We start from the raw sequence: 14,036 nt of genomic DNA on the forward strand, positions 1-14,036 counted from the left end.
CCGACACACAACCCCAGAAAATCAAGGGCAACAACCCGTATCAGAACCATTCACACCATCAAAGGACTATCCGATCATGACAGATTTCATGCTCATCGTGCCCGGCGACCCGCAGCCGAAGCAGCGTCCCAAGGTGTATCGGATCCAAGGCCACATGCGGGGCGTCACCCCGAAAAGAACCAAGGATGCGCAGAAAGACATTCTCAGACTCTTCAACGCGAAATATTCGAATGTGCACCCCATCACCGGTGAGGTTGGCATCCGTCTTGAATTCTGGATGGCCAGCCGACAAATCAAGGACTGGGACAACTTGGAAAAGCTCGTTACCGACGCGCTCAACACGGTCGCATTCAACGACGACAGCCAGATCACCCGCAGCCTCGTCGACAAATACCTCCCCGACCCGTACATGCCATGCAAGGACGGGAAAGGCATGCGCCGACGCAAGCCAGACGACCCACTCACCCACAAGGGCGAACCCTACCAGCCGCACACGCTCATCTACATCGAAGAAAGGCAACACTCATGAACGACACCACACCACTCGCAACAGCCCCACTCACCCACGTGACCGCCAGCATGGAAGTCTTCCAAGAACTCAAGAAAACCCAGACACCCAAGCCAGTCACCATCACCCTGCAAATCAACCCACTACTCGCATGGCCACACAGCATGAGAGTCGCACTTCTCCACCTCGCCAACCAGAACGGACTGTTCAGCGACTATGACACGTTCACCGAATTCAAGAAACAGATGGAGACCCTGCGGCCCATCGATCAGATGGCATCCGACTGGGCAAGCCAGTTCGACAAGGACAGCGACCCGTGGAAGATCATCAAATACGCGACCAGCAGCCCAAAGCAGGTAGTCGACGAACCACCATACTCATGCTGCCCACGCTGCGGCGAACCAGTCTGGGGATCATTCGACCACCACGACAAACCCCAGCTGCTCGAACTGTACAGAAAGCGACCATATCCCGAGTTCTGCCTGAAATGCGGTCAACGGTTCAAATACGACAGCGGCAGACTCTCCTACACGGCAGCCATCGAATACAAGACATGGGAGCGGCGACTCAGCCGCGAAGCCGGAGCCGACCAGCCCAGCCTCACGGAAGTCTAAACCTTGAGCATCCAACGACAGTATCTGCCCCGATGCAACGTCCACCATGCCCTGCACCCGCCATGCGACATCGAACAGGCAATCAGCATATGTGAACAGCATCACCATCAATTCCCAGCCCACAGGGTCATGTGGACGCCAGTCAGAACATCACAGGAAAGAAGCAACCAATGAACGACGCGATCGTCGAAGACGGTGAAAACTTCAAACAGTTCCACCAGTTCAACAAATATCTCAAACACGACGGGGACTGCTTCGCGGGAGGATTCGCAAAGCATGTTTTCGAAGGCAAGAAACCTCGCGACCTCGACATGTACTTCACTGACAGCAGCCACTACGAAGACACGCTTTCACGAATGCTTGCGGACGGATGGGAGCAGACGTACAAGAACGACCATGCCACGGGAGTGCGCAAGGACGGGCAAAGCATCGACCTTGTCACATATATCTATGGCGATGCGGAAAGTGTCATCGGCGAATTCGATTTCACGGTGACCAAGTTTGCATGGCGCCTCATATCCGAAGATGACGAGGTGAAGTTTGAAGCCGTGTTTCATCCTGACTTCTTCGAGCATCTCGAAACGCATCGCCTAGTCATCGACGGCAAGATGGTTCTCCCTATCAGCACATTCCAACGCATGTTCAAGTACACGCGATATGGGTTCAATCTCTGCCGCGAATCAAAGGTCAAGCTGCTGCTCGCCATTCGCAACTGGGAGCCACACAATTCCGAGGACACCGCCGACGAGCTTGAAGAAGCTCTGACCAAAAGCCTCGAAGAATCAATGGACTAACAAAAACATCATAGGAAAGAAGCAACCAATGAACACCACAATACAGGACCCAACAGATGCACAGATGATAGCAGTGGCAGGTTTCACACTCCATCAGCAGGATGCCAACGTCGAGATGGAACAACGGCAGGCGCTCCTCGAAGCACAAGCCAAGCGCATCGCCGAACTCCAAGACGAGATCAAGACTCGCGAGGACGAAGTCACCGGCATCAAGAACACGATCCTCGACCAGTGGCAGCCAGGCAAGTACGCTGCCGGTAGTCTCACCGTCCAAGTCAAGGAAGGCGCCAAAACCATCAACGCCACCAAGTTCACGAAGACCTTTCCACCGACCGAGTACCCCGACCTGTACAAGCTCGCGCCCGACAGCAAGGAAGCACGGAAGCAGTTGGGCGAACAGCAGCTTGCACCGGTCATGGCCTCACGCAAGCCATCGGTCGTGATCGCATGAACTCTGAAACGTTTGCGCGGCTTCACGTGCATGATTCTCGGCCACAAGCCCAGGTCACGCATCCTCCACGAACGGCACGGCATCATCGTCACCAGCCGTTACAGGATCATCCAATGCGCACGCTGCGGCCAAATACTCGACACCACAGGAAGGAGAACACAATGAGCAGCAAGGCAAACATACTCGCCGTCGCACAGGCAAAACAGCAGCACCCAGCCAACAGTGACCAAGCTAAGACCATCGAACCAGTACATAAAACGTACAAGTTCCCAACACCGCAGGATGACGAGCCCACACTGTGGCCGGAGATCCGCACAATCATCGAAACCAGCATCCGCGACAACCCACGCAACCGACAGGTGGAACTCGGTCCAAGCGAACTCGGCACCGACAGTCTCCACACTTTGGCCGCGAAACTCGCCGGATGGCCACAGCAGCAGTCGGTCGGCTGGCTCCCCTACATCGGCACCGCAGTCCACGCCCAATTCGAACAGCTCTTCCCCACATTGAACCCGCAGGGATTCGACGAGGACAGGGAAGGGAAACGATTCGAAACGGAGAAACGCGTCACCGTAGGACATTTGAACGGCCTCTACGGCGGCTACAAGGTCAGCGGCAGCATCGACCTGTACGACAGGAAGAACGCCACCACCATCGACTGGAAAATAGTCGGCCAGACCACGCTGTGCAACGTGAAAGCCAACGGCATCAGCCAGCAGTACGCCGTGCAAGCAAGCCTCTACGGGCTCGGGCTCGCCAACGAGGAACAGCCAATCAGCAGGTCGGCGATCTACTTCCTCCCCCGCAACAGCGTCAGTCTCAACGATGCACTCCCCTGGGAACACCAATGGGACCCACAGCCCGGCAAATGGGCACTCGCCCGAGCCCAGCTCACCGTCAACATCATGGACATCATCGAACAGTCAGACGGGCCGGAAGTGCGCGACGCATGGATCAGCCTCCTGCCACCAAGCCCAACCCACGACTTCAGCGACGGCACATGGCCCGACGACGATCCACTCGGCATCAACGAACCCAACACAAGCCTGGTGCCCGACAAGTGGAAACAGTTGATTCCACTGCTGGAAGCCACCTACCCCAACAAATAACCAAGAATCAAGGAAAGAAGCAACGAATCATGTTCGCAAACAACAACCAAAGCTATAACAACGGATACCAGCAGCCACAGCAGTACGGCGGCTACCCACAACAACAGCCCCAGCAGCCCGCAGGAAAACTCGAAAGCCTCGACGACCTACTCAACGGAAGCGGAGCCAAAAGCTACTTCAACGGCGACAGCCAACCAGGAGCAACAATCACCGGCACACTCGACCTCATCGAAACCAGCCAGATACGCGACTTCCAGACCAAGCAACCCTCCTACTGGAATGATGGCCGCCCACAGATGCAGATCCACATCGTCATCCAAACCAATCAACGAGACCCCAGCGTCGACGACGATGACGGACGCAGAAGCATCTGGATCAAGGGATGGGGAATCCAATTGAAGGCGTTCCGAGAGGCCTGCCAGAAGGCCGGCATCAAGAAGCCAGGGAAGGGAGACCAGTTCACCGCCACCTTCACCGGCTACGGGGAACGAGGCAACGCCCCACAGCCACCCAAAGTCTACGAATACCAGATCCAGCATCATGACGGCGTGGACGCACTGCTCGGACAGCAGCCACCAGTGGGCAACTTTACGCAGCAAGCCCCACGATCATTCCAGCAGTCCCCCGCAGCCGCACCATACCAGCAGCCACCAGTGGGCAGCATCGCACAGCAGGTTCCACAAACTTACCAACAGCCTGCTCAGTACGCGCAGCAGCCACCAGTCCAGCAGACGCCCCCAGCAGCGGCACCCGCACCACAGGTCAACATAATGCAGCTGCAGCAGCTTCAGGCCGCCGGGAAAAGCATGACGGAGATCGCGGGACTCACCGGACTCTCGGAGCCACAGGTCCAGCAGATATTGCAACCAGCAGCCAACGAAGAACAACCAGAATTCTAAAACTGCGAAAAGTGTTAGGAAAAGTGTTAGGCGATGAAACCTTTGAAAACAGTAGTTCTCACGACACTTTCAATTCAATCGCCTAACACTTCTTTTCACTCCCCCCCTAATACATATCTATATAAACCCTATAAAACTGTTAGAACTGTTAGGAATAGAAATATGATAGCCAAAACCATTGGAAACATTGGGATTGTGAGCCTAACACTTATGTGTAAGGAAGTGTTAGAACCGTAATGTTTTCCTTATACTCATATTCCAGTACGAAAATACCCAACGGACCAAAATTCGTCGCCCAGCTCCTGCTTGGACTCGAAACCATAGATCATGAAACAGCCAACAGTTTCATCGACCGAATCGGAAAAATCGTCAAAATACCCAAGCGAGAAACAGTCGACCGATCCACACCATACGCAGACGACGGATACGCCAAAGCACTCTGGGACTTCCGAAACGATAGCCTCCTGCTCGGAGACGACAACAAAACCCTCTACGTGCGAGACATCGACCGTACAGGCAACAACCAGCTCCTCGACACCTGGCACGCCATCAGCAACCTTGAAACCGAATACCATGTCAAGACCACCAAAGCCTACTACCCATGGAACGACCAGCTGCGAATCGAATGCAAAAAACTCGACAAGCGAGTCAGACACGGTATCAAATTCAACAACCGCGCCTACCTACGCACCCAGCAAAGCATCAACAGGATCACACCAGACGACGAACGATTCCAGCAACCCTACGAACTCACCCTCGACACCGACTATTCAACCAGCCTCGCCGCGAAGGCAGTCGAATACATGCGAGACGTGACCGCCGATGAACACTCAGCACAGAATCTCGGACGCATGTTCGCCACCCCACTGCTCGAACCCTACAAGCACTTGACCTACGTCATGTATGGGGATGGCGGCAACGGGAAAGGCATACTTCTCAGTACCCTGAGCCGCAGCTTCCCGGATCTCGCAGCCAGCGTTGACAGTCAGCGCATCCTCGGAGGCAAGCGAGGCTCGGGCGGATTCGACACGCAGCAGGAGACCGGCAAGCTCATCGGCACACTCTGGGCGTATGACGAGGATGCCGACACCATCGGCATCGACCAGCTCACCTATCTGAAGAAGATCAGCACCGGGGATGCCGTCACCGCGCGCCGCATCGGAGAGAACGCAGTCAGCTTCACCCCCCGATGCACGTTCATTATCGCCACCAACAACCAGGTCATCACCACCATGACCGCCGCAGTCAGCCGACGATTCGTATACATTCGCATGCGCGACGGACGCAAGCCCGACGAGTTCACCAGCCTCCTCAACTTCCGCAACCAGTACGGAGCAGCACCGTTCATCATGGCCTCCTGCAAAATATGGGAAGGCTACGGCGACAACCCCTATGATGACGTGTCCATCAGCAACCCAACCGATGTGACTGACCTCGAGCAGGAGATCATCAACAACGTATGCACCAACGGATACGCACCAAGCAACATGCTGGATGGGCTGAAACGGTATGAACAGCGTGACATGCTCGCACGGTTCGGATTGGCAAGAAATGGGCTGAAATGGATCAAAGAACAAGGTAAACCAATTCGCATTCTTGAAGTGAAGGATGAGGTTCGCTTCGCACCCTACCGGGCAGCCTACCAGCGCGACAGACAGCAGCTAGAAGACCAGCTTGACACCACACCCAAGAAACCACTGCCCATCGAAGCGGATCCGATTCCACTGCCATCCGAGTTCGCGTTCAACTGCGCGTACACGCCCGCCGACGAGCAGAAGGTCGCTCGCAACTGGAAGAAACTCAGCGAAGACCCCACCTATGACAGCATGCGCCGTCCCCGCACGCCGGCTTACGCGGTCATTCCACGACTCGGTATGGCCGTCATCGACATGGATATGTCGAAGGATGACAGTCCGGACGGCTGGACGGTACTCAACCAGGAAATCGGCAAATATGGAAGTCAAGATTTCCCGTCCACGTATCTTGTCGGCACGCCATCCGGCGGAGTGCACGCATACTACGCGCTCCCACCGGAGCTCATGGGCACGCTCAAGAACCGAGTCCACGCGAACGGCATCCCCGTCGACATCCGCTGCGAAAACAAAGGCTACGTCATAGGACCCGGAAGCCACACCAGCAAAGGCGACTACCAACTCCTCGACATACCCGAAGGGCAGACGCCACTCATGCCGCCAGCAATGGTCGCATGGCTGAAACGCAACGGATACGTCGAAGGCAACGATCCACAGCCAAGACCAACACCAGTCAAACCAAGGCCACTTCCCACCATCGACCAGCTCATGACCCAACCCACCAGCATACGGAAAAGCCAACCGGAATTAGGTCCCATCGCGGAGGGGCAAAGGAATTCAACATTGTTTATCCAATTGCTTGGGAGGAGAATGAATCATCCTGAGAATGAAACGAACATCAGAAACGAATTCTATGAACGCGGACGAATATCCGGCTTGGGAGAACAAGAACTCACCACCATCTGGAATTCCGTCACCACTATCATCAACCAAAAACACCAGTAGGGAGTAACCTCATGCAAACAATCAATCTCTATCCTGCAAGCAACGACCCGCGCCTACCCGAATGGGCAAAAGGAATGCTGCCAGCCCCGCCTGAAAACGTTGAAGACCAGGCCATCATTTGTGCATCCGCCGATAGAATTCTCTCACTTTTCCAACTAACTGGAGATCCAAATCTCAATGAACGACTCCACGATGCCGTCAATGATCTCATGTCAGCCGACTTGCATGATATGGACCAGGTAACCGTCGTCTATTGGCTTCACGTTATTGGATGGACACTTACCGATGCAACTTTCAACATCACAGAGAGCCAGGTTAAAAACTTGGTCGACGATTACCACGAAACATGTCTTCGCATGGCTCTTTCACCAATTCGAGGAGTGAAAGGAATGACCGTTCCTTCAGCGGAATTCTAACAATTCCAAGAGATATCTATGCGGAAGAGAGATGTTTCAGATGACACGTCAGCGCAAGCCGTCATGGCTTCGCATCCTCTGCCCTGACGGCAACCTTGCAAAACTCAAGCCGCGCAGATGCACGTGCGGACGATGGACCATCAGATGCGAACCCACGCACGGCGTATGGGAATCCTACGATCCAGGCATCATCCACGGAAGCGAGGATCTAAGCGTCGCCATCATCCTCAACCGAAGACTGATGCAAGTCATCTGGAACATGGGCATCAGCCAGCCACTCCTCAGAAACACGTGGGGAGCCGCAGGCATCACACCCGAAGCCACCTACCTCGGCGAACACGACTGCCAGTGTCAGCCCATCAGCATGAAACCGTTCAAGCTTCCCGCCAAGCCGCACGCATCAAGTGACATTCTCGCCAATGTCACCGTCACACCATCGGAGATCAGGGAATTCAAGAAAGTCTGGTACCAATGAACTGCCAACACTGCCACAAGCCAGTGGAAGACGACTACACGCTCTGCCCCACATGCGAACTCGCCTTCACACTCCTCATCCTCCGACTCGTCACATTCACCGAACCGTTGAAGGCAAGCCTCGACTCCACCATCCACCCAGGAGGACACCAGCCGACACGAACCAACCTGCCAACCCCACCAACACCCATCAGGCTCGAAGTGCTCGACCTCATCGACATACTCGACTCAACCGCCAGCGAACTCGCACGATGGCTCGAAGACAGCGACCAGGAAACCGCATTCACCAGCATCCAGGACGCACTCATCCGATGCACCGAATCCAACCATCTCCCACGATTCACCGACGCGGAACTCTACTGGCAGACATTCACTCGACTCGAGAAACGCATCCTCCAAACCATCGACGCACCAGAGGAAACACGAATCATCGGACGATGCCCCAACCGACTCTGCGGCATACAACTCACCGCACCCAGTACGGCCACCACCATCATCTGCCCCATCTGCAACAACACATGGACCATCAAGGAAGTCAAACAGGAGTGGCTACGCCAACTCGTCCAGGAAGGCAGAAAGACCGGCACCGCTGCCGAATGTGCGAAGGCATTCACCATCAGCGGCATCACGATCAAACGCCACACCATCACCATGTGGAAAGACCGCGGCAAGATCGAACCCATCGGCATCGACGCCAGCCAGCATCCGCTCTACAAGTACGCCGACGTATACCGGATCGCGACACGAAAAAACGCGAAACGACTTGACAAAAATTCAACTGTGACCGCATAATGTGAATGGATAATCAGATGAAAAGCCCAAGCCACACGGTTTGGGCTTTTCTCATATCCACGCCCGACCCCTTGCAATCACATTGCTTCTTTCCAACCCAACCAGTCGGGCACTACACTTTAATCCTCAATCACAACTCCGACGCAGCCGAAACGGCCTTCGCGAAACGCACCAGCCCGGAGGCCAGACATGAACCGATTCACCAAAGCGGAGGAAAAGAAACTCAGACAACTCCACAGCCAAGGACTCAGCCTCAATGAAATTGCCCGACAACTCCACAGAAGCTCAAGCACCATCGGCAAATACTCCAAACAACTCGGACTGAGTTTCGCACGTGCGCGAACGAAAAACGCGACCAAGGCGAAGCAGGCTGACGCTGCCGCGTTGCGTGCTGACTTGAAGTTGAGACTGTTGCATGAGGCTGTTTTGATGCTTGATTCCTTGCATAAACCGTTTCTGCTTGGCGGTCTTGGCGGTAAGGACAACTCGTACAACGAGCATGTGATGCCGAGTCCTCCGCCTGCCGAGATGCGTAATCTCATGACCAGTGTTGGTATTGCTTTGCAACGGTCGATTGAGTTGGAGAAGGTAGATCAGCAGTCGGAGACTTCGGTCACCGTAATAGACGAATATCTAAGGACACTTGGTATTGGCTAGGGGGGGTCCTGTATGTCATCATTGGAACCCCTCACAAACAAGGCCGGAAAAGCTGTAAGCATTCCGGACTGGGCGAAGATCATCGCCTACGATGGCGCCGTCCGTAGCGGCAAGACCGTCGGCGAGCTGCTCTACTGGGTGAAGTACTGCCTGCATGGCCCGCAGGGATTGCTGCTGATTGGTGGGCGTACCGAACGTACGATTGCGAACAACCTGATTTATCCGTTGGTGCAATGGTTTGGACCGAAGAACATCGTCTACCGGCAGAGTACAGGTATTTGCACCATCTTCGGCCGTGAATGCCTGGTCGTCGGATTCAACGATGCACAAGCGCAAACCAAGATACAGGGCTTAACGCTTGCTGGCGCATTATTGGATGAGGCCGCGGTCATTCCCGAATCAGCGTTCACCATGCTCGTCAGCCGTCTCAGCATCCCAGGCGCACGACTGTTCTTCACATGCAATCCCGAAGGACCTGAGCACTGGCTGAAACGCAAGTGGCTGGACCGTGCACGACTATGGATAGACAAGAACGGTGTTAAACATGAGCAGGATGATGAGCATACTCTGAACCTATACCGTGTCACTTTCATCCTCGAAGACAACACGTGGCTCGTCCAGAACAACCCCGACTATATCGCCGAACTGAAACGCCAATACACGGGACTCTGGTATCGGCGCATGATCGAATCCGAATGGGTAGCAGCCGAAGGCGCCATCTACCCCATGTGGGACCCAGACAGGTATGTCATCGACTGGAATCAGCTTCCCCGAATGAGCCGCATTCTCGCGGTCGGCTGCGATTACGGTACGACGAACGCGAGCACGGGCATCATGCTCGGCATGCATGACATCCTCGACCAGTACGGTCGCATCACCGGCCATGACCTGTATGCGATAGACGAATTCCGATACGATTCCCGTGCCGGTAATCCACGCATCACCGACGCCGACCTATCATCACGCTTCCGCACATGGCTCAACGCTCCACATCTCCCCTACGAAACCGCCCTGCAACCGGAATGGATATTCGTCGACCCGGCCGCAGCATCCTACAAAGTGCAACTGGCACAGGATGGTGTCAGGAATCTTGCGGACGGTGAGAACAATGTCAGCTACGGGATAAGCAAGGTCGCCTCACTGCTCGACACCAACAAGCTTCACATCAGCAGCAAGTGCAAGGGATTGATCGAGGAATTTCCCGGCTACTGCTGGGATCCGAAAGCATCAGACCAAGGCTTGGACAAGCCCATCAAACAGGCAGACCACTCATTGGACGGCCTGCGTTACGCGGTCGCCACCACCGAAACCGAATGGCAGCCGCAACTCACGAACGGAGGCCAAACATGGTAATGCCCGCCAACAACCAGGTATGGCCGCCCATCAGCCAAAACCGCATCCAAGACGCCTACCAGCGCATGGACGCCTGGTATTCCGGTGACGAGGAGGCGTTGAGCTGGCTGTATTCCACCAACCGCCTGCAATCCCACACCAGCCTGTGGGGTCAGGTCAAACGCTTCTTCTGGGGCACGCCGATCCCCCAACAGCAATCCCAACGTCCCGTGAAGATCCACGTCCCACTGCCCGCCGAGATCGCGAGAATGAGCGCCGCGCAACTGTTCGCCGAAATGCCCACCACCCATTTGGGTGACATGGACGGCGATTCGGATGACAAGGGATTGACCAGTGCGAAGCAAGGTAAAGTCCTCTCCCAATCGTTGTCCGACATTCTCGACGACAACGCGCACGCAGAACTCCTTCAGGCCGCGGAATTGGCCGCCGTGTTCGGCGGCGTGTATTTGAAGGTCGAGTGGGATACGACGGTCGACGACAAACCGTTCATCACCGCCATGCCACCGGACAATGCGATTCCCACGTTCGGGCTCGGCGGCCACCTGCAAAGCGTGATCTACTGGACGCAACTCCCCCCGATCGACGGCGTCAACCTCGAATACAAACTCCTCGAAGAGCAGACTCCCGGTCGCATCGAATACGCGTTGTTCGAAGCGCGTGACACGCATTCGTTGGGAGTTCGCGTGCCGTTGACCACGCACCCCATGACCGCCAGCATCCACGTCGACCCACAGTCCGGTATCAACACCGGTAGTCAGCTGTTGACCAGCGTGTACATTCCCAACCTGCGACCCAACCGCATTATGCGAGGCATTCCGGCCGCATACCATTTGGGGCGCTCCGATTATGCGGGCGCGGAAAGCCTGTTCGACTCGATCGACGAAGCGTACACGAGCTGGATGCGTGACATTAGACTCGGCAAAGCCCGCGTGTTCGTCAACCGTGACCTGCTGACCATCGGCAAACCCGGCGAAGGCAGCATGATGAACATGGATCAGGAGATTTTCACGCCCCTCAACCAGGCTCCCGGCAGCACGTTGAACCAGAGCAAGATGTTCGAAACGTTCCAGCCGGCGATCCGCTGGCAGGAGCATGAGAACACATGCCAGAATCTCGTGGAGCGCGCGTATGCGGCGTGCGGGTACAGTGCGGCGACGTTCGGCAGTGCGGGCGACGTGGCCATGACGGCGACGGAAGCACAGGCGCGTGAGAAACTCACCATGCTCACCCGCAGCAGCAAGATGCTGTACTGGCGTCCCCAGTTGCGTAGAATCTACGCCGCGCTGATGGACGTGAACCGGTATGTGTTCCACGGGCCAGACCGTGGCCAGGCGTTGCCCGACGTGGAATTCCCCGACGGCGCCAGCGACGCTCCCAACATCGTCGCCAGCACGTTGAACCTGTTGAATCAGGCGGAGTCCGCCAGTATCAAGACCCGCGTCGGCATGCTGCACCCCGATTGGGATGACGAGCAGGTCAAGGACGAGGTGGCGCAGATCGCGCAGGATTACAGCATGCTGCCCGACCCGAAGGAATCCAACCTGTGGGCGGCGGTCGCCGCGAACGGCAGCAACATGGGCGGCGTGGCATCCAACAGTTACGGGATCACCGCGTCAAACAACCCGACCACCGCCCAGGCGGAAGAGAAGGCGGTGAAGAGCAGTGAGCGCGTCGACCAGTCAACCGCAGCCCAATCAACAGTCCAACAGTAATCCGGAGACCATGACGGCGATCGCCATGATCATCGGGTTGTACTTGTGGGCCGACAGCCGATACACGCGCGCACTGGGCCGCGCGTTGAACATGCTCCGCAACCAACATGACCTCGCCAACCCTGTGACGCCGATACGATTGCTGCAACGTGAGGAACGGCGGATCGTCGACACGCTCGACAATCGCACTCCCCAACTGCTCGCACTGTTGACGACGGCGGTCGAGCATGACAGTATACCCCATGCGCTGCCACGCCGCACGCCACCCGCACCACCCGTGACGTTGGGATTGTTGGAGCCGCCGGAACCGCCACGATTCGACTTCACCGTTCCGCTTGGCGTACGTGCGACCGAAGCGATCCACACGGATCTGCAGACCGAGCTGAAAGATATCCGGGCGCGCATCCTCCGTCAGCACGACGACCTGTACAAGCTCACAGCGGCCGGTGCGGCCACGAATAGTGTCATGGCCAATGGTGGGACGATCACCGACGCGCAGCGCAGTATGATGACCGACCTGCTCACGCACGGCGTCACCGGTTTCACCGACCGCGCCGGACGACGCTGGCGACTATCCAGCTACGTGGAAATGGCCGTCCGCACCGCCGCCATGCGCAGTTTGAACGAAGCCCATTTGCAGGTCATGCAAGCCGCCGGCATCACACTGTTCCAAGTCCCCAGCCATTTGCACACGTGCCCGCTCTGCTTCCCCTGGCAGGGCAGGATATTGAGCGTCGACCCGGATGCGGATGCGGATGGGACGATCGACGAGGCGCGTGCCGCCGGCTTGTGGCATCCGAATTGCGAGCACTCTTTGACCGCATGGCGGTCGGGAGACAAACGCCCCGAGCCACAGGAATGGTCGGACCGTGATCAGCAATTGTGGGAGTCGTCGCAGAAGCAGCGCGAGCTGGAACGGCATGTGCGTGAACAGAAAAGCGTTTACGCCGCCTCCCACGATCCCCAGCTACGCAAACAGGCGCGCGTGAAGATTCGCGGCTATCAGAAGCAGCTGCGTGACCTGACCGATACGACGGGCTTGCTTCGCAGGTCTCATCGTGAGCAGCCTGATCTCGGGTTGCGCCACTAGTTTTCCCCCGTCACCCCGAAACGACGGTGATACAACCGAAACGGAAAGAACACCATCATGGCAGAACCACAGGAACCAGCATCCACGCCGACACCACTCGACATCAACCAACAGCAGGGACAACCCGCAACGGGCGACCCCACGCCACCGGCAGCCACCGAGCCGACGGACTGGCAGGCCGAAGCGGAGAAATGGAAAGCACTGAGTCGCAAGAATGAGACGCAGGCGAAAGCCAACGTCGACGCGGCGAAACAGTGGAACGACTTCCAGGAGTCGCAGAAAAGCGAGACGGACAAGCTGAAAGAGCACAACGCCCAACTCGAAGCACAACTCAAGGAAGCGCAGACCACTGTACTTCGCTCGCAGTATGCGGCGAAGAACAACATTCCCGTCACGCTCCTCACCGCCGACACCGAAGATGCTTTGGAAGCGCAGGTGAAAGCCCTGCTCGCGTTCAAAACCCCGCAGCCGCCGGCTTCCAGCGGTATCGACACGGGTGCGGCCGCCCGACAGTCGACCACGTTCACCCGCCAGCAGATCAGCGACCCCACGTTCTACCACAAGCATCGCGACGAGATCCTCAAAGCCCAACAGGCCGGCAGGATCCTCGCATAACAATCAACCGAAAGG

The 14,036-nt window shown here is 56.5% G+C and carries 15 protein-coding genes; all 15 read left to right on the forward strand.

Going from position 1 to position 14,036, the window contains the following annotated elements; translation table 11 throughout:
• The first annotated feature begins 76 nt into the window (after positions 1 to 76).
• The 15 genes from BAQU_RS08675 to BAQU_RS08745 all read left to right on the forward strand — a co-directional run bounded on the left by BAQU_RS08675 (position 77) and on the right by BAQU_RS08745 (position 14,021).
• Complete coding sequence (locus BAQU_RS08675) at positions 77 to 529, forward strand: RusA family crossover junction endodeoxyribonuclease (RefSeq protein ID WP_158215680.1); 453 nt, start codon at positions 77 to 79, stop codon at positions 527 to 529.
• Entirely contained in the window at positions 526 to 1,122 is a 597-nt protein-coding gene (locus BAQU_RS08680) for a hypothetical protein (protein ID WP_094694736.1), read from the forward strand. Before BAQU_RS08675 ends, BAQU_RS08680 begins: the two co-directional genes overlap by 4 nt.
• A gap of 170 nt (positions 1,123 to 1,292) precedes the next feature.
• A complete protein-coding gene (locus BAQU_RS08685; protein WP_094694738.1) occupies positions 1,293 to 1,916 on the forward strand; it encodes a Gabija anti-defense Gad2 family protein in 624 nt (207 codons plus the stop codon).
• A gap of 28 nt (positions 1,917 to 1,944) precedes the next feature.
• Positions 1,945 to 2,367, forward strand: a complete 423-nt coding sequence (locus tag BAQU_RS08690) for a hypothetical protein (protein ID WP_094694740.1) — start codon at positions 1,945 to 1,947, stop codon at positions 2,365 to 2,367.
• A 161-nt stretch (positions 2,368 to 2,528) separates the two neighbouring features.
• A complete protein-coding gene (locus BAQU_RS08695; RefSeq protein ID WP_094694742.1) occupies positions 2,529 to 3,476 on the forward strand; it encodes a hypothetical protein in 948 nt (315 codons plus the stop codon).
• A 29-nt stretch (positions 3,477 to 3,505) separates the two neighbouring features.
• On the forward strand, positions 3,506 to 4,375 hold the full coding sequence (locus BAQU_RS08700) for a hypothetical protein (RefSeq protein ID WP_094694744.1): 870 nt from the start codon (positions 3,506 to 3,508) through the stop codon (positions 4,373 to 4,375).
• A gap of 236 nt (positions 4,376 to 4,611) precedes the next feature.
• Positions 4,612 to 6,912 carry a bifunctional DNA primase/polymerase gene (locus BAQU_RS08705; protein ID WP_094694746.1) on the forward strand — a complete coding sequence of 767 codons (2,301 nt, stop codon included), beginning with the start codon at positions 4,612 to 4,614 and terminating at the stop codon, positions 6,910 to 6,912.
• Positions 6,913 to 6,923: 11 nt separating this feature from the next.
• Complete coding sequence (locus BAQU_RS08710; RefSeq protein ID WP_094694748.1) at positions 6,924 to 7,328, forward strand: hypothetical protein; 405 nt, start codon at positions 6,924 to 6,926, stop codon at positions 7,326 to 7,328.
• Positions 7,329 to 7,359: 31 nt separating this feature from the next.
• Complete coding sequence (locus BAQU_RS08715) at positions 7,360 to 7,803, forward strand: hypothetical protein (RefSeq protein ID WP_094694750.1); 444 nt, start codon at positions 7,360 to 7,362, stop codon at positions 7,801 to 7,803.
• Complete coding sequence (locus tag BAQU_RS08720) at positions 7,800 to 8,594, forward strand: hypothetical protein (RefSeq protein ID WP_094694752.1); 795 nt, start codon at positions 7,800 to 7,802, stop codon at positions 8,592 to 8,594. Before BAQU_RS08715 ends, BAQU_RS08720 begins: the two co-directional genes overlap by 4 nt.
• 189 nt (positions 8,595 to 8,783) lie before the next feature.
• A complete protein-coding gene (locus BAQU_RS08725; protein ID WP_094694754.1) occupies positions 8,784 to 9,251 on the forward strand; it encodes a GcrA family cell cycle regulator in 468 nt (155 codons plus the stop codon).
• Positions 9,252 to 9,263: 12 nt separating this feature from the next.
• The gene (locus BAQU_RS08730) at positions 9,264 to 10,604 is read left to right on the forward strand and encodes a PBSX family phage terminase large subunit (RefSeq protein ID WP_094694756.1); all 1,341 of its coding nucleotides are present in this window, start codon (positions 9,264 to 9,266) and stop codon (positions 10,602 to 10,604) included.
• Positions 10,604 to 12,316 (forward strand): phage portal protein, encoded by a 1,713-nt coding sequence (locus tag BAQU_RS08735; RefSeq protein ID WP_094694758.1) that lies wholly within the window; start codon positions 10,604 to 10,606, stop codon positions 12,314 to 12,316. The genes BAQU_RS08730 and BAQU_RS08735 overlap by 1 nt, the downstream gene beginning before the upstream one ends.
• Complete coding sequence (locus BAQU_RS08740) at positions 12,267 to 13,406, forward strand: phage minor capsid protein (RefSeq protein ID WP_143241995.1); 1,140 nt, start codon at positions 12,267 to 12,269, stop codon at positions 13,404 to 13,406. The genes BAQU_RS08735 and BAQU_RS08740 overlap by 50 nt, the downstream gene beginning before the upstream one ends.
• A gap of 57 nt (positions 13,407 to 13,463) precedes the next feature.
• Complete coding sequence (locus tag BAQU_RS08745; RefSeq protein WP_094694762.1) at positions 13,464 to 14,021, forward strand: hypothetical protein; 558 nt, start codon at positions 13,464 to 13,466, stop codon at positions 14,019 to 14,021.
• The last annotated feature ends 15 nt before the right edge of the window (positions 14,022 to 14,036 follow it).

Origin of the sequence: Bifidobacterium aquikefiri, from assembly GCF_002259795.1 — a bacterium.
Taxonomy (GTDB): Bacteria; Actinomycetota; Actinomycetes; order Actinomycetales; family Bifidobacteriaceae; genus Bombiscardovia; species Bombiscardovia aquikefiri.